Genomic DNA, 21,184 nt, shown 5'->3' with positions numbered 1-21,184 from the left:
AATAGGCAGCGCTATTTCATTTTCTGAAAATACTCGCTCACCTCCCGCTGATAATACGGCGTGAGGGCCGGCGGTACCGTACGTAGCAACTCCGTCTGACGGTTACGTTCCCGACGATATTTCTCGAAAGCCGGCGGAAAACCGGGCGGCACCGTGCGTGCTGTTTCGGCTTCGCGCTTGTTGTCGAGGTCCCGCTCCCGGGCCGATTTCTCGGCTTCCAAGAGGCGGCTCAGGATCTGACGCTGGCGCATAACGGTTTGCTCCGTCAACCGTTTATTTACGAGGTCTTCCTCGGTTTGTTCCATCATCTTCTTCAAATCCCCTAGGCCCCCCTGGCCGTCGGAGCCTTTTTTCTGGCCGTTTTTGCCGTCTTTGGCTTGCTGCTGCATTTTCTCGAGTTGCTGCAGTGCCTCCCGCAGCATCTGCTGCTGGGCAGCCATCTTGGCTAGCTCTTCCGAAAGCTGCCGCCCGCTTTTGCCGCTTTGCTGCAACTGCTGAATTTGCTGGTTGAGCTGCTGCTGCAACTTGCCCATTTGGCCGGCGCCAGGGTTCTGCTGGCCGCTTTTCTTTTTTTTGCCGCGGCTGCCGCTGCCCGATTGGTTTTGCTGCGCTTGGCGTTGCTGCTCCTGCATTTGCTTCAGGGCATCGTTCAGCATCAGGGCCAAGTTGTTCATCGAGGTCATGGCCAGCTGCTGCGAGTTGGTGGCGCGGCCTAGGTTGCGCTGGCGCAGCTGCTCCATGGCCTGGTCCATCTGGCCGTTCATCTCCGTCACCTCGCGCGTCACGAAACTCTGGATCTGGAACACGCGCTTGGCCAGGGCATACAAGGAGTCTTGCACCACCACGGCATCGTCGCGAAGCTTGCGCTGGTTTTGGCTGAGCTGCACAAACCGCGGGTCCGACTGATCGACCTGCCGAAACTGCTTCATCAGGTTTTCCTGGTCGAACGAAAGCTTCAGTAGGTTTTCGAGGATGTCGCGCAAGTGGTCGATGTTCTCTTGCTGCTCATCCGACTCTTCTTCCTCCATCTGCTGGCGCATCTTCTGCGCCATTTCCTTCATGTTTTGAGCGGCCTGTTGCTGACTCTGGCTGGCTTTCTGGTTTTGGTTTTTCTGCAGCTGCTCCTGGCTGTCCTGCATTTGCTGCTCGGTTTCCTGCTGCTGCTGCTGCATGGGGTCGAGGTTGTTCTGGTTGTCGAGCTGCTGATCCATCTTCTGCAATTCCTGCAGCTCTTTCTTTACCTCCTCGAACGCCTTTTGCGCTTCCTGCTGCTGTTGCTTTAGCTGCTCGTTTTCCTGCTTGCGCTGGTCGGCGGGCTTGTCGGCGGCTTTTTGGGTTTGCTCGGCCAGCTTCTGCTCCTGCTCGGCTAGCTTTTCCAGCTGCTCGGTGGTGCTTTCCATCTTCTGCTCAAGCTGCAATTGCTTGAACAAGTCCATGGCGCGCTCCAACTCTTTCTGCAGCGTTTCTTCTTTGTTCTCAATTTTCTCGAGCAGCTTCTGAATCTCGCTTTCGGGCGCCTTTTGCTGTTGCAGCAGCTTTTGCAGCTCCTCGTACAGCTTCTTGGTCTGCTCGTCCATCATCGAGTCCATCAGCTTTTGCAGCTCCTGCGCTTTTTCGGCAAGCTGCTGGCTGCGCGGGTCCATTTGCTCCTGCTTTTGTTGCAGCTGCTCAAATAGCTGCTTCATCTCCGAGAGCTGCTGATCCATCTGCTGCTTTTGCTGCAGCATCTGTTGCATCTCCTTGCGGTCGGAGTAGCTCAGCTCGCGCTTGGTTTTCAGCTTTTGCTCGGCTTTGGCCAACTCGCGCTGCAGCTTTTTGCTCTGCTCTTGCGCGCTGGTCATTTTGTTTTGCATGGCCGAAGCGCTGGCGTTCAGCTGCTCGCGCATTTCGGCCCGGGAGGGCAAGCGGTAGGTAATGGGGCGGGTACGGGCGCTTTTGGGGCCGTGCAGGCCGTCGTTGTCCCACACCTCCACGGCGTACTCCAGCTGGTCGCCGGCTTTCAGGCGCAGCGGCCCTAGGTCCCACTGGTGCGTGTAGGTTTGGGCAGGGCCGTTGTTGGCTAAGGCAATGGGTGCCGTGCGCCACTGGCCGGGGCGTTGCGCCGTGCCTACGCGGTAGTGCAGCGCCAACCGCGACAAGCCGTAATCGTCGCGCAGGGTGCCAGCCAGGGCCAAATATCGGCGCGTGGCTGTGTCGGCAAAAGCCTCTACAGTGATGCTGGGCGCCTGATCGGGCACCACCGTGAGCTGGTACTCAATCGGGTCGCGTTGCGGGCTGATGGCGTTGCGCAGCTGCACGCGGTAGGGTTGGCTGCGCAGGGCCTGGCGCGTGATGGTGAACCGGCCGTCGTCGTTGGCCGCTTGGGCCGTTAGGGTTTCGTTGGGCTCCAGAAATTCCAGCTTTACCTGCTCGGTGGCGGCCGTACTGAACTGCCAGGTCAGGCGCGTGCCTTCGGGCACGGTGAGGTTGCCGTCGTTGGGCAGGGTTTCGGCGGCGCGGCGCAGGTAGCCGGGGTACTCGGCCCGCACGGCAAACTCGCGCAAGGTGGGGCGCTCCAGCACCCGCAGCTGGTAGTCGTCGGAAGTGAAGCCGGCAGCGGCCAGCTGAAAATCGGTGCTGCGCTGCGGCTGCTGAAACGTAAACGCAAACCGGCCCGGACCTACTTTGGTGAGGCGCCGCTCGCGGCCGTCGTACAGCACGCTTACTTCGTTGGGCATCACGTCGCCCTCCACTGTTACTTCCAGCTTGAAATCTTCGTTTTTGAAGGTTTGCAGCTGCTTATTGCCAACCACAAAGCGGAACGGCATGGGCCGCGAGTACGCTCGGTTGTAGTGGAAAATGCGCTCAGTACCCTGCACAAACAGGCTGGGCCACACCAACAGCAAGCCCGCGGCCACCAGGGCCGGCACGGCGGCGTACTTCCAGAGCGGGCGGGTTTCCTCTTTGATGCGGATTCGGCCGGCAAAGTCGATGCCTTGCAGCTGGCCGGCGCGTTGCTCGAGGCTGGCGGCAATCAGGGCGTTGTCGCGGGCTTGGCCCTGCAGCTGCAGCGCGTTCAGCAGGCGGTCTTGCACCTCCGGAAACAGCTGACCTACCCGCTGGGCGGCTTGCTCGTCGGAGAGCAGGCGGCGCAGGTTGGTGAGGGCGGCCAGCGGCTGCCAAATCCAGTGCACAAAGGCCCAAACCGTCAGCCCCAAAAAGCCGAACAGCAGCCCGCCCCGCACCCAGGTGGGCAGGTACAAGAAGTACTCGAGCAGGTTGAAGACCACAAACAGCGTAAGCAGCAGCCCACCGGCTACCAGCACCCCGCGCACTAGCAGGCTGAGGTAAAATTTGCGTTTGAAGCCCTCTAGGTGTTGGCGTACGGCCTGCCAACTGGCAGGAGCGGCCGCAGAAGAAGCGTATTGCGTTGCCGGCATGGCAGAACCTTTCGACACAGGTGAACGGCAGAGTACAGGAAGATACGACGAAACCGCTCGGTAGGCTGAGCAGCACCGCGCCGTTGAGCTTCTTAACCACCGTCCGCCCGAAAAAGTGGCATGTGGGGTGCGTTGCACGCACCTAGGCATTCGGTGTTGCCCCTGGGTCGGTGGCGCCGCCCTACGACCTAGGGGCAACACCGAATGCCTAGGTGCGTGCGACGCGCCCCTACGTCAGCTCCACAAAAGCCGGGCAGTGGTCGGAGTGCACGGCATCGGGTAACAGACCCGCCGCGGCTAGCCTAGGTTGCAGAGCGTTGTCGGCCAACAGGTAATCGAGGCGCCAGCCCACGTTGCGCGAGCGGCTGCCCGCCCGGTAGCTCCACCACGAGTATTGGTGCGGGGTTTCGGGGTGGTGGTGCCGAAACGAATCGGTGTAGCCATCGGCCAGAAACGCGGCAAACCAAGCGCGCTCGGCGGGCGTGTAGCCGGGACTGTTTTGGTTGGCCTTGGGGTTGTGCAGGTCGATGGGCGTGGGGCAGCAGTTGAAGTCGCCGCAAATAACCAACGGCGGCACCGTGTGGCGCAGCGCTTTGATGTAGGTTGAGAACCACGCCAGCCAATCGAGCTTGAACTGCTGGCGCTCGGGGCTGCTGGTGCCCGAGGGCATGTACACGTTCAGCACCGAAACATCTTCGAAGTCGAGGCGCAGCACGCGGCCTTCGTGGTCGTACAGCTCGCGGCCGCAGCCCATCGTTACCGACCTAGGCACTTGTTTGCTGAAAATGGCTACGCCGCTGTAGCCCGGCTTTTGGGCCGGGTACAGGTAAGCATGGTAACCTAGGGCCTCGAAGCCGGCTACGTCCAACGCCTCGCGCCCAGCCTTGATTTCTTGCAGGCAAAGCACATCGGGGTTGGCTTCCTTCACCCAATCAAGCAAGCCTTTGCTCAGGGCCGAGCGCAGGCCGTTAACGTTGTATGAAATGATTTTCAAGAGATAAATGAGTAGGTGAGCAGATGAGTAGATGAGCGGATGAATGGATGAGCGGGTGAGTGGATGAAAGATTATCCGTCCATCCACTCACCCGCTCATCCATTCATCTATTCATTGTCTTGCTGCGCGAAGTACTCCAGGATGTGCCATTTCAGCATGCGTTCCTGCTCTTTCAGGTTGGCAAAGGGCACCGGTTTCGCCAGGCGGTAGTGCGGCCAGCCGTCTTCGTCGATGCGCTCCAGCTCGTAGTAGCCCGATAAGCTAAACAGCTTGCAGGTAGCAATGTGCATCAGGTCCTGCTTTTGCTCTTTCGAGAACGGACCCGCGCCTTGCCCCAACTCCTGCACGCCAATAAGCAGCAACAGCGCGTTCAGGTCGGGCTTTTTGCCGAAGCGCTGGCGTAACTCGCTCATCAGCTCCCACCAGCGGTGCTCAAACTGTGCTTCGGTTTCCTGGGGGTTCAGCATACCTAGGCGCTGTGTTCGGCGTGGGGCGCGGCGGGGGTAGCGGTTTCTTCTTTCAGGGCTTCCCAGTACTCCACGGCGCGGCGGAAGTGCGGAATCACGATGCTGCCGCCGATGAGGTTGGCAATGGCAAATACCTCGTAAATCTCCGAGTCGTTGATGCCTTCCTCGTAGCACTTGCCTAGGTGGTACTTGATGCAGTCGTCGCAGCGCAGCACCATGGAGCAGGCCAGGCCCAGCATTTCCTTGGTGCGCACGTCGAGGGCGCCGGCCTGGTAGGTATTGGTATCGAGGTTGAAAAAGCGCTTGATGACTTTGTTATCCGCCGCCATGATCTTTTCATTCATGCGCTGGCGGTAGTCGTTAAATTCCGTAACGAGGCTCATGGGCTTCGGCAAGTGTAAGGCTAAGTGAAAGCACGAAAGTAACCACAACCACCTGCTTGCGCCCTAGGTTTCAACGGTGGGCACCCAAGCACGTATGCGTAGCCGTTAGCCTATGCCTATGCTGCGTACCGCCCTGTCCGATTTCATCGCGCTCATCTTTCCGCGCACTTGCTTGGCCTGCGAGCAAGCCCTGAGCCGTGGCGAGCAGCACATTTGCACCACGTGCCGCACCGCGCTGCCCTACACCGACTACCACCTGCTCGCCCCTGCCGAAAACCCGTTGGCTCCCCGTTTCTGGGGCCGTGTGCCCGTCGAGCAAGTGCTCAGCTACCTGCGCTTTTTGCGGCGGGGCCGCGTCCAGCACTTGTTGCATCAGCTGAAATACCGTGGGCAATCGGAGGTGGGCGTGGCCCTAGGTAAGATGTACGGGCAAGAGCTGGCCTCCAGCGGCAACCTAGCCGACATCGACCTGGTAGTGCCCGTGCCGCTGCACCGGCGCAAGCTGGCCAAGCGCGGCTACAACCAAGCCGATGCGTTTGCAGAAGGCTTAGCCGCGAGTTTGCAGGTGCCGTGGTCGGCGCAAGCGCTGCGGCGCAACAGCTACACCAGCACCCAAACCAAGAAAAACCGCGCCGAACGTTGGGAGAATGTGGCCAACGTGTTTGAAGTGACCGAGCCCGCCGCCGTAACCGGCAAGCACGTGCTGGTGGTGGATGATGTGCTAACCACCGGCGCTACCCTAGAAGCTTGTGCGCAACAGTTGTTGCAGGCCGGGGCTGCCCGCGTTAGCATTGCTACCATTGCCTGCGCCTAGGTGCCCAAAAACGCAAAACGGCCCGGACTACGAGAGTCCGGGCCGTTGTCAGCTTAGATAACCCTAGGTGGCTTACTTGTTCGAGCCGGGGTTGATCATGGCGCAGCGGAAGCCTATCGAGGCCGTAGCCGAGTCTTCAGCCATGAAGCGACGCGTACCGGGCGAGAGCCAATAAGCTACGTCCTTCCACGAGCCGCCTTTGTACACGCGCACGTGGTCGTCGATGAGCGACTGGTAGCCTTTCTTGTCGTACTTCTCCGATTCGTCGAGCACGCCGTTGCGGCGGAAGGGGTTCAGGTCTTCCATGTCTTCGAACGACAGCGGGCGGTACACGTCCTGCACCCACTCGTTTACGTTGCCAGCCATGTTGTAGAGGCCGTAGTCGTTGGGCGGGTAGTTGTAGATGTACTCCGTAATCATGGCGCCGTCGTTGAGCGAACCGGCAATACCGGCGTAGTCGCCGCGGCCACGCTTGAAGTTCGCCAGGAACTGGCCCATCTTCTTGCCGTAGGGGTTACGCATCTGGCGGCCATCCCAAGGGTACACGCGCTTGTTCTCCTGGTTTTCGTTGCCGGTTTCCTGGGTGCCGATCATAGCCTGAGCAGCGTATTCCCATTCGGCTTCGGTGGGCAGGCGGTAGTTCGGGAGCGTGTTACCGTTCTCGATCGAGATTTTTACCTTGCCTTCTTCGTCGGTGCCTTCGGCGCCGTCGGCAGGGGCGTCGCCGCCTTTGTTTTTCTTACCGAACAGGCCGCCTTTTTTCTTCTTGGGAGCCTCTTCGGTGCCCTCTTCGGAAATACCGGCGAGGTTTTCGTTCACCTTGGCCGTACGCCAGGTGCAGTAGTCGTTGGCTTGCAGCCAGCTTACGCCTACTACCGGGAAGTAGCGGAAGCCGGGGTAACGCAGGTAGTAGTCAACGTAGGGGTCGTTAAACGACAGGTCGCGGGCCCACACGGTGGTGTCGGGCAGCGCCTTCTGGTAAACCTCCTCCGACGAGTCTTTGCGAACGTAGTGCAGGTATTCGAGCCAGTGGATGTTGGCTACTTCGGCTTCGTCCATGTAGAACGAGGCCACGGTTACGGTGCGCTCGAGGTTGTCGTGGGTCATGGCCACATCTTCCTCACCCGAACCCAAAACCGTACGGCCGCCTTCGATGAACACCAGGCCGGGGCCCTCGGGGATGCCTTGATAGTCAGCTACCTTCATGCCCTCCTCGGTGTTGTACTCGATGCCCGTGGTGGACGAGTACTTACCGGGCTTCTGAGCCGAAGGCGGACCGCTTTTGCAAGCCGACAGGGCGCACGCGCCAACGACAGCTAAACGCAGGTACTTGGAAAAATTCATACTTGTTTACGTGGAACTCCTTGAGCGAAAAAGGCTTGAGATAGGCAAACTGAACGCAATACTACGAGTTTTCAGAAGGTCGGACAAGGGGGAGCGGCGTAATTTTTGCGCCTGAGCCGACGCTTCGCGGCTTCGAGCAAGTCAATCTTTTCTAAACACAATGTGAGCTCGTGCGCGCCGCCAACTTCGCGGCTGAAACGGCTGAGGCTCACGTCGTAACTGTAACCAAACCGAAAGCCGTTCCATGCCAAGCCAAGAAGTGTTACCAAGCTCTGTTGCGCCTTGCCGGGCCCGGGCAAAGCACCACGCCACAACACGCCCAAGGTAAGCGGCGTGCTGGTACCGTAAAGGCCAACTTCGGCGCGCTGCGAACCGCCTTGGTAGGTGTAGGCGGCCGTAGGCGCTAGGCTAACCTCGCGGTACTGCTGCTTAACGTTGCTGCGCACGAAATAGTATTTGAACCCGCCGTGGGCTGCCAGCCGCGCGGGCAGCTTAGCATCTGTGGCATAGCCGATAAGCGGCTGGTTGAGGTGGTGCGCCGCCACGCCCAGCCAGGCCTGGCTGGTGTAGAGCAAGCCCCCCACACCTAGGGTAAGGTAGCGTTTGGGGTCGTACAGCTCAACGGGCTCGGCCGAAGGGCCGATGGAGTTGCCGTCGGTATCGAGCTGGTCGCCGAAAATCAGGTTGCCGTAGTCGATGCGCTGTGAGCCGTAGGCGGCATGGGCCCCGGCGCTGGCATACAAGTCGCGGGCCAAGCGCGTGCGGTAGGCGTACGTAAAGCCTGCCTCCAGCCGCGTCAGGTTAAGGCCCCCTCCCCTGTCGGCATTCACAAGCAAACCTAGGGCACTGCGCTGGTCGCGGAAGCGGTAATCGGCTGCGAGCTGGCTGCTTTGCAACGTGCCGATCAGTGTAGGGTATTGGTTGCGGTAGGCGAGCGTCGCGCTGAAATCGTCGAGCAGGCCCGTGAAAGCCGGGTTGAGGTGCAGCCGCGTGGCGTAGGGCTGCGAATAGTACACGTCTTGGGCTTGCACGGCGGGCGCAGCACCTAGGGCCCCAATCGTTGCCAAAGCCGTTGCCAGCTCCTTGCCCCGACGAGCAAACCGGAAGCTGCAAAGCAAACGTAGCGAGGCGGGGGTGGCGTGCATAGGTGGCGGTACTAACGGCGAAATGGCTGCGTTTGGTGCACGGGTGCTGCGGGGCGCCGGAACTAAAATTGCAAATTCGCCCATCATTCTATTGCCACCCAAGCTGGCCGAACATTTGCCTAGGTATTTCGGCTTCGCTTTCAAAGCTATACCCATGCGTAAATTTTTTCTGGGCTTGCTGATTTTCCTGGTGGTGCTGGTAGCTGCCCTTGCGTTGGCGCCGGTGCTGTTCAAGGACAAGCTGAAAGCCGCCCTCGACAAGCAACTCGCGCAAAAGCTTGCGGCGCGGGTAGAGTACCAACCCGAAAACGTGAGCGTAAGCCTGCTGCGCACCTTCCCCGACATGGCGCTGAGCATCGAACAGCTGCGCATTATTGGGCAGGATTCGTTTGCGCGCGACACTTTGGCTTACCTGCCGCGCCTCGACGTTGGGCTTGATTTGATGAGCGTCATCGGCGGCGACCAGATCAAAATCAACCAAGTCAACCTGGAGCAGCCCGACATCAACGTGCACGTGCTGAAGAGCGGCCGCGCCAACTGGGACATTGTCATTCCGGATTCGACCTTGGCCGAGCAAGGCAAGGACACCGCCGCCGTGAAGCTCACCATCAAAGGTTGGAAAATTGCCGACGGCCGCCTGCGCTACGCCGACGAGAGCATCCCGTTTGCCATGCAGCTGCGCGGCATCGACCACTCGGGCTCGGGCGATTTTGCCGAGAACGTGTTCGATATGAAGTCGCAGACCACGGCCGAGGCACTGACGATGAGCTACGACGGCACCACATACCTCGACAAGAAGCAGCTGACGGCCGACGTGACCATGGGCATGAACCTAGGCAAAATGCTTTTCACTTTCAAGGACAACCAGGTGCGATTGAACGACTTTCCGTTCAGCTTCCAAGGCGCTATTGGCCTGCCCAACGATACCGACATCACCTATGACCTCACCTTCAAGGCCCTCGAAACCGATTTCAAGAATATTCTGAGCTTGGTGCCGGGCACCTTCACAAAGGACTTCGACAAGATTGAAACCGCCGGCAAGGTGGCGTTCGAAGGCTACTTCAAAGGCGTGCAGAACGAGGTGCGAATGCCCGGCTACGGCGTGAACCTGCAGGTAACGAACGGCATGTTCCATTACCCCGAGTTGCCGGAAGCCGCTCGCAACATCAACGTCGACATGCAGGTGGACAACCCTTCGGGCTTTACCAACAACGTGAAGGTGAACGTGAAGCGCTTCCATTTGGACCTAGGTAAGAACCCCGTCGACGGCAACGTGGCCATCGACGGCCTGGAGCCCATGAAGGTAGATGGCCGCGTAAAGGCCAACATCGATTTGGCTGAGGCTACCAAGGTGTACCCCGTGCCCGATATGGTGCTGCGCGGCTTGCTGTTTGTGGATGCAACGGCTAAGGGCACGTACTCCAAAACCCAAATGCCGGTAACGCAGGCGGCTTTGCGCCTCAGTAATGGCTACGTAAAAGCCAAGCAGTTCCCGGCTCCCATCCAAAACCTGACCCTGAACGGCACCGTGCTGAACACCACCGGCCAGGTAAACGACACGCGCATCGACATTCCGCAGTTTCGGATGCTGCTCGACGGCGAGCCGCTGGAGGGCCGCGTGGCTGCCCAGAACATCGACAAGCCCGTGTTCGATGCCAACGTGAAAGGCGTAGTCGACCTGACCAAACTGACCAAGATTTTCCCGCTGGAGGGCATGACGGTTACGGGCCGCCTCAACGGCAACGTGGCCGCCAAAGGCAGCATGGCCGACATTGAGGCCGAGCGTTACCAGAACATCGTGGCCTCGGGCACCGTGAATGCCCAAAACGTGACGTACAAAAGCACCGACCTGCCGCAGGGCATGCGCATTACGCAGGCCACGGCTACCTTCAACAACGCCAACATTGTGTTGCAGAACATGGCGGGCTTTGTGGGCTCGTCGGATATTGCCGCGTCGGGCACCATCAGCAACTACATGGGCTATTTGTTCACGCCTGGTCAGCCGCTGCGCGGCAATCTCACCGTGAACTCGCGCCGCTTCAACGTAAACGAGTGGATGGTAGACGAGGTGAGCGGCAAGCCAACCGCTACGGCTACTGCCAAAGGCCAAGCAGCGCCGGCCGCCGCCCAGGGCGTGCTGGAAATTCCGAAGTACTTCGATCTGAAGTTGAATGCCAACGTGGGCCAGGTGGTGTACGACAACCTGAAGCTCGACAACGTGAAGGGCACCGTTGGCGTGAACGACGAAACGGTAAACCTGAGCGGGCTCACTTTCAACACCCTAGGTGGGGCGTTTGCCACCACGGGTAGCTACAGCAGCAAAAACCTGCAGCACCCGCGCTTTGCGCTGGGCCTGAACATCAAGAACCTCGATTTCCAAAACGCTTTCCGGGCTTTCAATTCCGTGAAGGTGCTGTTGCCGCTGGCTTCGCAGGTGGAGGGCATTTTCTCCACCAACTTCAACGTGAGCGGCGAAATGGGCCAGGACATGATGCCCGTGTACAGCTCGCTCACCGGCAAAGGCTTGTTTGAGGTGGTGCGCGCCGCCGTAGGCAACTCGCCGGCGCTGACGAAAGTGAGCAACCTCACGCAACTGCAGGAGCTCAAGCGCTTTGTGGTGGAAAACAAAGACGTGGCCGCCGAAATGCTCAACGGCAACTTCATCGTGAAGCCCTTTGATTTTACCGTGGGCCAGATCAAAACCACCGTGGGCGGCTCTTCCAACGTGGGCGGCAACCTGGAGTACGTAATGGCGCTGGATGTGCCCACTGGCAAAATTGGCAACCAACTCAACGCCAAGCTCACCCAGTTAACCGGCGTGCAGGACATTAAAGGCACCGAGCGCGTAACCATGGGCCTCAAAATAGGCGGCACCATGACCAACCCCGAGGTGCGCCTGACCACGGCCGGCGCCAAGGCCCAAGCCAAGAACCTAGTGCAAAGCGTAGTGCAAAGCAAGGTCGACGACGCCAAGCTGAAGCTGGCCGCCAAAGCCCAGGTAGCCCAAGACAGCGCCCGCCGCGAGCTGGAGCGCAAGCAACTGGAGCTGCAGGCCAAGGCGCAGCAGGAAATCGAGAAGAAGCGCCTCGAAACCGAAGCCAAGCTGAAGGCCAAGGCATCGCAAGGCCTCGACAACCTGCTAAACCGCCGCAAGAAACCCGCGCAACCGACGCAACCGGCCCCCACCGAGGCCACTCCGCCGGCAGAGGCGCCGCAACCTGCGCCCGCCAAAACCGATACGACCTCCGCTGGAGGTAAGTAAGTTGCAATGTTCCTAGGTGCCGGCCCGCCGATGTTTATCGGCGGGCCGGTTTGTTTTTGGTCCGATTATCGCTGAGGATTTCTGGCAGGCAACCAGCGCAGCGAGGCTGTTACCCGAAGGATATTCATAGCTGAAATGGTATATTTTATGCTGTGTACCCTTTTTACGGTTCGTTCGTATTAGGCCCGCTTGCATTTTTTCTCCGCCTCCTCTTTCTCCACCAATGAAAAAATTCTTTCTCGCCCCGCTGGCCCTGATGGCCGCCCTGGCCCTAGGTGGCTGCGGCAAAGACAACGATTCGAAGTCGGCCAAATTGCAGATTCGCATGACCGACGCCCCCGGCGACTTCCGGGCCGTGAACCTCGACTTGCGCCAGATTGAGGTGCACCTGAAAGACGAAGGCAACCCCGACGGCTGGCAGAACCTGCCTTTTACGGCGCAGACTATCAACATCCTCGAGTACGTGAACGGCAAGTCGGCGCTGCTCGTGGATACCGATTTCGAGCCCGGCGACATCAAGGAAATTCGCTTGGTACTCGGTCCGAACAACACCGTTACCACCCGCACCGGCACCTTTGCCCTGAAAACCCCGAGCGGCCAGACTTCGGGCGTAAAGCTGAAGCTGCAGAACGTGAACCTGAAGGAGCGCGAAACCTACCAGCTGCTGCTTGACTTCGACGTGGCCAAATCCATTGTAGAGCGCGGCAACGGCTCCGACCGCTACCTTCTGAAGCCGGTTATTCGCGTAGTAGCCCAAGACCTGAACGGCATGCTGCGCGGCGTGGCTTCGCCCTCGGCGGCCCTGCCCCAGGTGCTAGCCATTCGCCAGAGCATTACGGTGCCCGACACGTTCAGCACCCAAGCCGATGCTTCGGGTAGCTTCCAGCTGATGAGCTTGCCGGCTGGCACCTACACCGTGAAGCTGTTCCCGACCACCACGGCTCCGCAAGGCCAAGGCGCTTACAAAGAAGCCACGCGCACCGGCGTAACCGTAACCAACGAAGCCACCACCGACCTAGGCACCATTGCGGTACAGTAGTTTCGGCTAGGCACCAATGCAAAAAGCCCGCACGGCAGCTGCCGTGCGGGCTTTTTGTTGTTTCTGAAACAAAGCTTAGTGGTTTACGGGCACCTCAATCAGCAAGAACTGGCTTTCGGCAGTGCATTCGATGCTGAGGCTGTCGGTTTCCCAAATACCTAGGGCTTCGCGCTTGAGCAGCGGCTCGCCGGCTACGCGCAGCTCGCCCTCCATCACGAACAAGAACAAGCACTTATTCACGGGGTTGAGCGAGTACGTCAGCGTTTGGCCGGCATCAAAGTAGCCCAGGCTCAACTTGGCGTTCTGGTTGATCCAGCAATGCGTTTGGCCCTCCTCGTTCGAAACCACGGTAGTGAGCTTGTTGCGGCGCTGCTCGCGCGGAAACTGCCGCCGCTGATAACGCGGGTTGATGTTCTGCAGCTTGGGCTCGATCCAGATCTGTAGGAAGTTTACCTCGTCGTCGCCCACGTTATGCTCCTCGTGGCGCAAGCCGGCGCCGGCACTCATAATCTGCACCCAATCCTGCTCCACCACTTCTTTGTACCCTAGGGTGTCGAGGTGGTTCATGCGGCCGGCCAGCATCACGGAAATGATTTCCATGTTCTGGTGCGGATGGATGCCAAAGCCGTTGCCGGGCTTCACAAAGTCGTCGTTGAACACGCGCAGCAGCCCAAAGCCGGACCGCGCAGGGTTGGCGTAGGAGCTAAAGCTGAAGGTGAAGTTGCTTTGCAGCCAACCAATGTCTTTCAGGCCGCGCTCGGCGGCGGCAAAGCGTTGGGTTTTCATTGCAGCTGAACAGGATGAGGTGTGGCAGGTAGCAGCAGAAGCTACTGCTTGGGCAGATTGTTTTCGAACACGAACTCCTCGAGGGGTTTGCGGCTGCGGGCGGCCAACTCGCGCGAGCGAAATGGCTCCTCCAGCTGCTCGGCTGGGCCCACGTACCCTAGGGCCAGTACGGTAACGGGCTCCAACTCGTCGGGCAGGTGGTAGGCCTCGCGCGTTTTGGCCACGTCGAAGCCGCCCATGGGGTGCCCATGAATGCCCAGCTCGCCGGCTTGCAGCAACAGATTGGTGGTGGCCATGCCCGTATCGTGCAGGTGATGGCGGTTGAGCTGGCCGTTTTGGGCAAAGGCTTTGTGCGCCAGCACCAGCACCAGCACGGCCGCATTCTTAGCCCAAGGCTGATTGCCAGGCAACAAGCAACTCCACAGCTGCCCGAAAGCCTCGGTTTGCTCGCGGTGGGCGTACACAAAGCGCCAGGGTTGCTCGTTCATGGCGCTGGGGGCCCAAGCCGCAGCCTCAAACAGCGTCCGCAAGGTTTCGTCGTCGATGGGCTGGTTGCTGAATGAGCGGGCGCTCCAGCGGTGCTTAATGAAATCGGCTACCGGGTACTTGGTTTGGGCGTGTTTTACGGACATGAACAAAGCGTAAATCGGAGGAAATAGAGAGGCCTCGGGCCACCTAGGTGGCGCGGAACCGGGCTCCCTGGGGCAGCTAAGCTAATTGTTGCAGCAGTGCCAACAACTCTCGCTGGGTGCTCTGGGTGCGGTCTTTGGCGTACCAGCTGTGCAGCTGGGTAGCAAATTCTTCGAAGGGCAGCTGCTGTTCCTTCAAGCGCACGAACATCTCCTGGGCCGGAGCTGGGCGCGGGCCCCAAGTGGCTACCTCGGCCAGAGTGTCGGCTTGCAGCACCACGAGCTTCGGGATGGAGCGGCCGCCGTTGGTGAGGTAGCGGTCCATCAAGTCCAGGTTGTCGTCGCGCATCAAGTAGGCCGATTTTAGTTTGTCGTGGCTAGCGCGCACCACGGCTTCGAACACGGGCACAATCTGGGCCGCATCGCCGCACCAGCCTTCGGTCAGCACCAGCCACACGTAGCGGCCCTGCAGGCGGTCGAGCTCGGCTTGCAGCTCGGGCACCAGCACCACCGTTTTGTCTATGCGCGACATGCGCTGTTCGTTCAGGCGGGCGTACTTCAGCAAATCGGCCGATTGGTTGGGGCCCGTGGTGAGGCCTTGGGCCAGCAAATCGTCGATGAGTTGGCGGTACGATTCGTAAGTATAGGCCTGGGCCAGGCGCTCGGGCGCCAGCACGGCCGCCGAGGCAGTGGTATTATCCGACATGGTTTCTGTGGCTGATAAGGTAAAGGAGCAATAAAAAACCCTTCCGGGTCGGAAGGGTTTTGAAACGCAGGGAGCGGCCCCCTAGGTTGCGCGGCCTAAGCCTGGCCAGCCAGCTCGCGGCAATAAGTAATAAAGTCGGTGTTGATGGGCTCCAACCCGTTCTGGCGCAAATCGGCAGCTACTTGTGCACGGTGGTAGTTGGCGTGCACGCACACGTGCGTCAGGATATCGGACACTTGGCTGTCGTAGGCGTTGCCCAGCGAGTTGGCGTAGCTGATCATGCGCGTCATCTCGGCGTCGTCGGCATCCTGCATGTACTGGTGCAGCGAAGGCGAAGTTTGCTGGTGCAGCTTGTGCAGGCCTTGCAAATCGTGCTCCTGCCACACCTTCACAGGGCTTTGGGTGCCCGTAAGGCGAGCCAGCCAAATAGCTTGGGCATTCAGTACGTGGCTAAAAAGGCGAAGGGCGCGCTCGGGCAGCTGTTGGCCGGTGGCTACAATGCCATCGAGGTGGCTGAGCAGTTTGCCATTGGCCCACACGTTGTAGGCACCGAGCTTTTCGATCGTGTTAATCATTGTTGAGTAGTGTATGCGGAAGACGGACCTAGGTGTGAGTAGGTCATCTTACCCGAGGTAAAGAGCAAAAGGTTATTTGCGCGGATCCTGCCACACCAGTTGTTCGTTGGTGCGGAGCTTTTCAAAATCGGCGCAGCGGCCGTCGCCGCGACCCGTGATGCCGCCATCGGGGCTGCACAAAACGTTGCCTTTGGCGTCGTAGAGCGTGGTGAACTGGTCGCAGCAAGGAGCCGATTCGTAGTACACCGTTTGGCCCTTATACTGGTAGCTCATGATGCGGATGGGCGGGTTCTCGGGCTTGGCTGCCAGATATTTATTGATCTTGTCGTCCAGCCACGTGGGGCGGTTGCGCTTGTCGAAAGGTACCTGACCACCGTCGGGCACGGGTATGGTGGTTGGCGTGGTGGTAGGCGCAGGTGTGGAGGCGTTGCCCGTGGCCCTAGGTTCCGAGGTATCGGTGGGCGTGGTCAGGTCGACGCGGCGGGCGCACGAGCCGCTCAGCAGCAGGGCACCCAGGGCAAAAGCAGCAATACAGCGCATAGGCTTTTTCGAGAGAAGGCGGCAAATCTACAACTTGCCCCGGCGTTGCCAGACGGGCTTACTTACTTTTCCCTTACGCAATCAGCGTTGCCATGGCTACTCCCGATTCCGACCGCCGCCTGAGCAAGTTCCTGTCGTTGGTGCTGCGCCACCAGCCGCAGCTTATCGGCCTTCGGCTCGATGACGCCGGCTGGGCCAATGTAACGGAGTTGCTGGAGCGCCTGCAGCAGCACGGCCGCGGCATTAGCCGCGCCGCCCTGGAGGCCGTGGTGGCCCACAACGATAAGCAACGCTTTGCCTTCAGCCCCGATGGGCAGCGCATTCGGGCCAACCAAGGCCACTCGGTTTCCATCGACCTAGGCTATCAGCCGAAAGCACCGCCCGATTTCCTGTACCACGGCACCGCCGAGCGTAATCTGGCCAGCATTCGGCAACATGGCTTGCTCAAGCAAAAGCGCCACCACGTGCACCTTTCGGCTGATGTGGCCACGGCCCGCAGTGTGGGCCAGCGCTACGGCCGCCCCGTGGTGCTAACTGTTGCCGCCGGCCAGATGCACGACCTAGGGCATCCATTTTACCGATCAGAAAACGGCGTGTGGCTGACGGATAGCGTACCGCCGCAGTTTATCCTAGGTGCTGCGGCCGAATAGCTACAGCAGCGGCAGCAGCTTGGCCCACAGCGGCGGGCCAAACACCAGCAAGCCCACCACCACGGCGGCCAACGAGGCCAGCAGCACGGCGCCAGCGGCTACGTCTTTGGCGCGGCCGGCCAGCGCATGAAAGTCGGGCGACACCAAATCGACAATGCTTTCCACGGCCGTGTTCATCAGCTCGGCCGTCCAGACGGCGCCAATGGCCAGCGCCACCAAAGCCCAATCGTACCTGGGCAATTGCAGCCACGCACCTAGGGCTACGGCCGCCGCGGTGGCCAGGGCATGAAAGCGTAGGTGCGGTTCCGATTTGAGGGCTTCGCCAATGCCCTGCAGGGCGTAGCCAAACGAGGCTACCTCGTGGCGCCAACGCGCGCGGTGCCGGCTCGGGGGCTTAGCCACGGCCGTCGTACTCGCGAAATACCGACTGACGCAGCTTGTCCCACTCCGAGCGCAGAATGCTGAAATACACCGAGTCGCGGCGCGAACCATCGGGCAGGGCCATGTGGCTACGCAGGATGCCCTCCTGCACCGCGCCCATGCGCCGCATGGCTTCCTGCGACTGGTGGTTGCGCAGGTCGGTTTTCAACTCCACTCGTTCGCAACCCAGCTCGCCAAAGGCATACTTCAGCAGCAGATGCTTGGCGGCGCGGTTTACGCCTGTTCGCTGAAACTCTTTGCCCAGCCACGTCCAGCCAATTTCCAGGCGGCCATCGGGCATGGCAAAGCTGCCGTAGCTGGTGCTGCCCGCCAAGCGCCCGGTTGCCAGGTCGATGATGGCAAAGGGGTAGCGCTTGCCCTGTTGGCGGTCCTTGAGGGTTTGCGCCAGGTAGGCCGCCAGAGCCATGTTGTCGCGCGGAGCGGGCGTGGTTAAGTAGCGCCAAATATCGGCGTCGAAAGCAATCTGCTTCAGGGCATCAAAGTCCGATGCCTCGAGCGGGCGCAGCCGTACGCGGCTATTCTCGAGCGTGATGCAGCGCGAACAATCCATGGGCAGGGGCAATCAGGTTGGTTGCGAGTTGCCGGCCGCCGGCCGCAAACCCTAGGTGGTGAAACGCAAAGAAACTAAGCTTGGGCAAGAAAAAACGGACCCCACCGCAGCAAGGTCCGTTTTAAGCTATTAGTTGCCAGTTGTTAGCTGTTAGGCCAACGGCTGTGGGTAAGCCCTCATCAGAAGCGGACAGCCAAAAGCCAATAGCTAACAGATCAATTAAGCTACCGTGCCCTCTTGCAGGCGCTCGGCGCTTTCGGCGATGCGCAGCTGCTCCACAAAGTCGTCGATGTTGCCATCCATCACCGACACCAGGTTGTACACCGTGTAGCCAATGCGGTGGTCGGTAACGCGGCCCTGCGGGTAATTGTAGGTGCGAATTTTATCGGAACGGTCGCCGCCGCCGATCATGCTCTTGCGCTGCGCCCCTTCGGCTTCGTTCTTCTTGGCCAGCTCCATTTCGTACACGCGCGAGCGAAGTACCTGCAGGGCCTTGTCGAAGTTTTTCATCTGCGACTTCTGGTCCTGGCACTGGGCCACCAGGCCGGTGGGCAAGTGCGTCAGGCGTACGGCCGAGTAGGTAGTGTTTACCGACTGCCCGCCGGGGCCCGAGGCGCAGAACAAGTCCTTGCGGATGTCGTTCATGTTCAGCTCGATGTCGAATTCCTCGGCTTCGGGCAGCACCACGATGGAAGCCACCGAGGTGTGGATGCGGCCCTGGGTTTCGGTGGCCGGCACGCGCTGCACGCGGTGCACGCCCGATTCGAACTTCAACTTGCCGTACACGTCTTCGCCGCGCACCGCCACAATAATTTCTTTGTAGCCGCCCGCCGTGCCTTCCATGGCGTCGATGAGTTCCATCTTCCAGCCCTGCTTTTCGGCAAAGCGCATGTACATGCGCTGCAGGTCGCCGGCAAACAGCGCGGCTTCGTCGCCGCCGGCCCCGGCCCGGATTTCCATGATGATGTCCTTGGAATCGTTCGGGTCCTTCGGAATCAGCAGGTCTTTGATGACGGCTTCCAGGCGTTCCTGCTCGGGAAGCAGCATGTCCAGCTCGTCTTTGGCCATCTGACGAAAGTCCTGATCCTTCTCCGTGGCAATGACTTCGCGGGCGCCTTCGATGTTCGAGAGTACGTTCTGGTAGGCTTTGTACTCCGTTACAATCTTGTTGAGGTCTTTGTATTCTTTGTTGAGGGCTTTATAGCGCTTCATGTCGCTCATGACCTCGGGGTCCAGCAGCTGCTGGCTCACGTCGTTGAAGCGCTGGCTGATAGCCTCTAATTTGTCGAGCATCGGTCGTTGGGGTCCGAAATTGGGCGGTACTTTTGCAAAGGTACAAAACCCGTCGGGCCCGGGAGTGGTTCCGGCAGTGTTGTCGTTTTGCTATATGCGCCGAAGCCTATCCTTACTGGCCTTACTGCCCCTGCTGGCTGCCTGCCGCCCCGACCAAGTTGAGCACCTAGAGAACACCAAGGAAATTGCTCGCGAAGTCGAGAACTTCCAGCCCAAGCGCATCAAGCCCGAGCAGTTGCTGCAGGCTGCCCGCTGGGCCTCCGACTCGCTTACCCGCACCGCCGACCGCGGCTGGCGCGCCCAGCTAACCGAACGCCTCAACGCCGGAGGCGTGGCCGCGGCCCACCCGTTTTGCCAGCCCGAGCGCCTGCCCGCGGTGTTGGCGCTGGCCCGCGAGCTGCAAGCCCAGCCCCGCCGCGCGTTGCTGCCGCCCCGCGCCATTACCGAGGGCGACTCGCTGCGCGCCCAGCGCCCCGGCCAGGATAAGTTTCTGGTGCAAAGCCCCTTGGTGCTGATGCCCAACGACATGTGCCTGCGTTGCCACGGCCAAGTAGGCACCGACGTAGCCACCGCCGACGCCCAGCTTTTGGCCGATACTTATCCCAGCAAGCAACTCACGGGCTACACCGCCGGCCAGTTAATTGGTCGTTGGGATATTCCGATGACGCGCAAAGGCGTGGCCGAGTTCTACACCCAAAAAACCCGCAAAATTCCCAAGCGCCGCAAGCTGTGGTAGGTGGCTGCGTGTAGCGCGGACTACAACGTTCGCGCTACACGCAGCCACCACCCGCCCAACCTTAGGGCCGGTTTCGCAGTTTGGGCAGGGTATGAACGCTGAAGCTCCCTCCTCGCCTGCTGCGCAAAAGCCTGTAATTATTGTTGGTGGTGGCATGGCCGGCTTGGCCTGCGCCTGCTACCTGCACCGCGCCGGCCAGCCCGTGTTGTTGCTCGAAGCGGCCGATGCCGTGGGCGGCCGCGTGCGCACCGACGTTACGCCCGACGGTTTCCGGCTCGACCACGGGTTTCAAATCCTGCTCACGAAGTACCCCGAGGTGCAGCGCCTGATGGACTATGGTGCGCTGCAACTTAAGACGTTTACCTCCGGCGCTGTTATTCGGCTGCCTTACGGGCAGGAAATCACCTTGCGCAACCCGCTACGCCAGCCGCTGCGGGCGCTATCGGCCGTAACGGCCCCGATTGGCACACTGGCCGATAAGCTGCGCCTGGTAAGCCTGGCCCAGCACGTAAGCCGCCGCAGCAACGAGGAACTGCTGGCTCGCCCCTCTACCGATACCCTCACGTTTTTGCGCAACTACGGCTGGAGCGAGCAGATTATCGAAACGTTTTTCCGGCCGTTTTTTGGCGGCGTGTACCTGGATCGGGAGCTGACCACGGCCAGCAACTTTTTCGAATTTGTATTCAAGCAATTTGTGGAGGGCGACGCGGCCCTGCCCGCCCGCGGCATTCAGGAAATACCTAGGCAGCTGGCGGCGCGCCTCCCCGCCGACAGCGTGCTGCTACACGCCCGCGTTGCCGCCCTCGACGGCGCGAAGGTGCAGCTAACCGACGGCCGCAGCTACGAAGGCAGCGCCGTGGTGCTAGCCACCGACGGCCCCGCGCTGCGCAACTTGGTGCCTGCCCTTCGCACCCACGAGCCCACCGAGGCGCGCCGCACTACCTGCACGTACTTTGCTGCCGAAGGCCGCTCGCCGGGCCGCGGCGACGGGCTGTTGCGACTGAACGCCGCGCCCAATGCGCTGGCCCAAAACGTGGCTTTCCTGAGCGATGTGGCACAGGAGTATGCCCCCGTAGGCCAAACGTTGGTGTCGGTAAGCACGCACGGCAACCACGGCCTCGCCGACGATGAACTAGCCCATCGCCTGCGCGACGAGCTAATGGCGTGGTTTGGCCCTGCCGCCGGCAAATGGCGCCGCCTAGGTACCTACCACATCGAGCACGCTTTGCCTCTGTACGGCGCCGGCCAACCCGCGCGCCAACCGCTGCAGCTGGCCGAAGGCCTGTACCGTTGCGGCGACTGGGCCTCCTACCCTTCGCTGAACGGCGCCATGGCCACCGGCCGCGAAGTTGCCGAGGCCATTATTGCCCAGCGCCAAAGCTGAGCCCTGGGTGCCGCGTCGGCTGCGTGG

20 protein-coding genes are annotated in these 21,184 nt (G+C 60.4%); 6 read left to right on the top strand and 14 right to left on the bottom strand.

Annotated features, from left to right (window positions below; genetic code table 11):
• Positions 1–11: 11 nt before the first annotated feature.
• The 4 genes from D3Y59_RS13535 to D3Y59_RS13520 all read right to left on the bottom strand — a co-directional run bounded on the left by D3Y59_RS13535 (position 12) and on the right by D3Y59_RS13520 (position 5,263).
• Complete coding sequence (locus D3Y59_RS13535; RefSeq protein ID WP_240410373.1) at positions 12–3,437, bottom strand: DUF4175 family protein; 3,426 nt, start codon at positions 3,435–3,437, stop codon at positions 12–14.
• A gap of 211 nt (positions 3,438–3,648) precedes the next feature.
• The gene (locus tag D3Y59_RS13530) at positions 3,649–4,413 is read right to left on the bottom strand and encodes an exodeoxyribonuclease III (RefSeq protein WP_119445528.1); all 765 of its coding nucleotides are present in this window, start codon (positions 4,411–4,413) and stop codon (positions 3,649–3,651) included.
• Between the two features lie 107 nt (positions 4,414–4,520).
• Positions 4,521–4,880 carry a hypothetical protein gene (locus D3Y59_RS13525; protein WP_119445527.1) on the bottom strand — a complete coding sequence of 120 codons (360 nt, stop codon included), beginning with the start codon at positions 4,878–4,880 and terminating at the stop codon, positions 4,521–4,523.
• Positions 4,881–4,882: 2 nt separating this feature from the next.
• Positions 4,883–5,263, bottom strand: coding sequence for a carboxymuconolactone decarboxylase family protein (locus D3Y59_RS13520; RefSeq protein ID WP_059071658.1), 381 nt, complete (start codon positions 5,261–5,263; stop codon positions 4,883–4,885).
• 118 nt (positions 5,264–5,381) lie between these two features.
• Here D3Y59_RS13520 and D3Y59_RS13515 point away from each other — a divergent pair, with 118 nt between their 5' ends.
• Positions 5,382–6,077: a ComF family protein gene (locus D3Y59_RS13515; protein ID WP_240410372.1), complete on the top strand. Its 696-nt coding sequence runs from the start codon at positions 5,382–5,384 to the stop codon at positions 6,075–6,077.
• 72 nt (positions 6,078–6,149) lie between these two features.
• On the opposite strand, the gene D3Y59_RS13510 is transcribed toward D3Y59_RS13515, so the two are convergent.
• Together D3Y59_RS13510 and D3Y59_RS13505 are read right to left on the bottom strand one after the other, a co-directional pair.
• Positions 6,150–7,421: an SUMF1/EgtB/PvdO family nonheme iron enzyme gene (locus tag D3Y59_RS13510; RefSeq protein WP_119445525.1), complete on the bottom strand. Its 1,272-nt coding sequence runs from the start codon at positions 7,419–7,421 to the stop codon at positions 6,150–6,152.
• A 71-nt stretch (positions 7,422–7,492) separates the two neighbouring features.
• Positions 7,493–8,566, bottom strand: a complete 1,074-nt coding sequence (locus tag D3Y59_RS13505; protein WP_162910786.1) for a PorP/SprF family type IX secretion system membrane protein — start codon at positions 8,564–8,566, stop codon at positions 7,493–7,495.
• Positions 8,567–8,720: 154 nt separating this feature from the next.
• On the opposite strand from D3Y59_RS13505, the gene D3Y59_RS13500 reads away from it, so the two are divergent.
• Together D3Y59_RS13500 and D3Y59_RS13495 are read left to right on the top strand one after the other, a co-directional pair.
• Positions 8,721–11,828, top strand: a complete 3,108-nt coding sequence (locus D3Y59_RS13500) for an AsmA family protein (RefSeq protein WP_119445523.1) — start codon at positions 8,721–8,723, stop codon at positions 11,826–11,828.
• 223 nt (positions 11,829–12,051) lie between these two features.
• Positions 12,052–12,867, top strand: coding sequence for a DUF4382 domain-containing protein (locus D3Y59_RS13495; RefSeq protein WP_119445522.1), 816 nt, complete (start codon positions 12,052–12,054; stop codon positions 12,865–12,867).
• Positions 12,868–12,942: 75 nt separating this feature from the next.
• On the opposite strand, the gene D3Y59_RS13490 is transcribed toward D3Y59_RS13495, so the two are convergent.
• The 5 genes from D3Y59_RS13490 to D3Y59_RS18665 all read right to left on the bottom strand — a co-directional run bounded on the left by D3Y59_RS13490 (position 12,943) and on the right by D3Y59_RS18665 (position 16,103).
• Entirely contained in the window at positions 12,943–13,653 is a 711-nt protein-coding gene (locus D3Y59_RS13490; protein ID WP_119445521.1) for a pirin family protein, read from the bottom strand.
• A gap of 41 nt (positions 13,654–13,694) precedes the next feature.
• A complete protein-coding gene (locus tag D3Y59_RS13485; RefSeq protein ID WP_119445520.1) occupies positions 13,695–14,285 on the bottom strand; it encodes a nitroreductase family protein in 591 nt (196 codons plus the stop codon).
• A gap of 76 nt (positions 14,286–14,361) precedes the next feature.
• Positions 14,362–14,988, bottom strand: coding sequence for a thioredoxin family protein (locus tag D3Y59_RS13480; protein WP_119445519.1), 627 nt, complete (start codon positions 14,986–14,988; stop codon positions 14,362–14,364).
• Between the two features lie 95 nt (positions 14,989–15,083).
• On the bottom strand, positions 15,084–15,563 hold the full coding sequence (locus D3Y59_RS13475; RefSeq protein WP_059071650.1) for a DinB family protein: 480 nt from the start codon (positions 15,561–15,563) through the stop codon (positions 15,084–15,086).
• Positions 15,564–15,635: 72 nt separating this feature from the next.
• Positions 15,636–16,103, bottom strand: a complete 468-nt coding sequence (locus D3Y59_RS18665) for a DUF6970 domain-containing protein (protein ID WP_240410371.1) — start codon at positions 16,101–16,103, stop codon at positions 15,636–15,638.
• A 92-nt stretch (positions 16,104–16,195) separates the two neighbouring features.
• Here D3Y59_RS18665 and D3Y59_RS13465 point away from each other — a divergent pair, with 92 nt between their 5' ends.
• A complete protein-coding gene (locus tag D3Y59_RS13465) occupies positions 16,196–16,753 on the top strand; it encodes an RNA 2'-phosphotransferase (protein ID WP_119445518.1) in 558 nt (185 codons plus the stop codon).
• Here the strand turns inward: D3Y59_RS13465 and D3Y59_RS13460 are convergent, their stop codons facing one another.
• The 3 genes from D3Y59_RS13460 to prfA all read right to left on the bottom strand — a co-directional run bounded on the left by D3Y59_RS13460 (position 16,754) and on the right by prfA (position 19,037).
• A complete protein-coding gene (locus tag D3Y59_RS13460) occupies positions 16,754–17,155 on the bottom strand; it encodes a diacylglycerol kinase family protein (RefSeq protein WP_240410370.1) in 402 nt (133 codons plus the stop codon).
• Complete coding sequence (locus D3Y59_RS13455; RefSeq protein WP_119445516.1) at positions 17,148–17,744, bottom strand: GNAT family N-acetyltransferase; 597 nt, start codon at positions 17,742–17,744, stop codon at positions 17,148–17,150. The genes D3Y59_RS13460 and D3Y59_RS13455 overlap by 8 nt, the downstream gene beginning before the upstream one ends.
• Positions 17,745–17,963: 219 nt before the next feature.
• A complete protein-coding gene (gene prfA, locus D3Y59_RS13450; protein ID WP_119445515.1) occupies positions 17,964–19,037 on the bottom strand; it encodes a peptide chain release factor 1 in 1,074 nt (357 codons plus the stop codon).
• 94 nt (positions 19,038–19,131) lie between these two features.
• On the opposite strand from prfA, the gene D3Y59_RS13445 reads away from it, so the two are divergent.
• Positions 19,132–19,773, top strand: coding sequence for a c-type heme family protein (locus D3Y59_RS13445; RefSeq protein WP_162910785.1), 642 nt, complete (start codon positions 19,132–19,134; stop codon positions 19,771–19,773).
• A gap of 91 nt (positions 19,774–19,864) precedes the next feature.
• Positions 19,865–21,157: an NAD(P)/FAD-dependent oxidoreductase gene (locus tag D3Y59_RS13440; RefSeq protein WP_119445514.1), complete on the top strand. Its 1,293-nt coding sequence runs from the start codon at positions 19,865–19,867 to the stop codon at positions 21,155–21,157.
• The last annotated feature ends 27 nt before the right edge of the window (positions 21,158–21,184 follow it).

Origin of the sequence: Hymenobacter oligotrophus (assembly GCF_003574965.1) — a bacterium.
GTDB classification, from domain to species: Bacteria; Bacteroidota; Bacteroidia; order Cytophagales; family Hymenobacteraceae; genus Solirubrum; species Solirubrum oligotrophum.
Note: the sequence above shows the minus strand (reverse complement) of the source record. Positions and strands in the feature narration are given on the sequence as shown.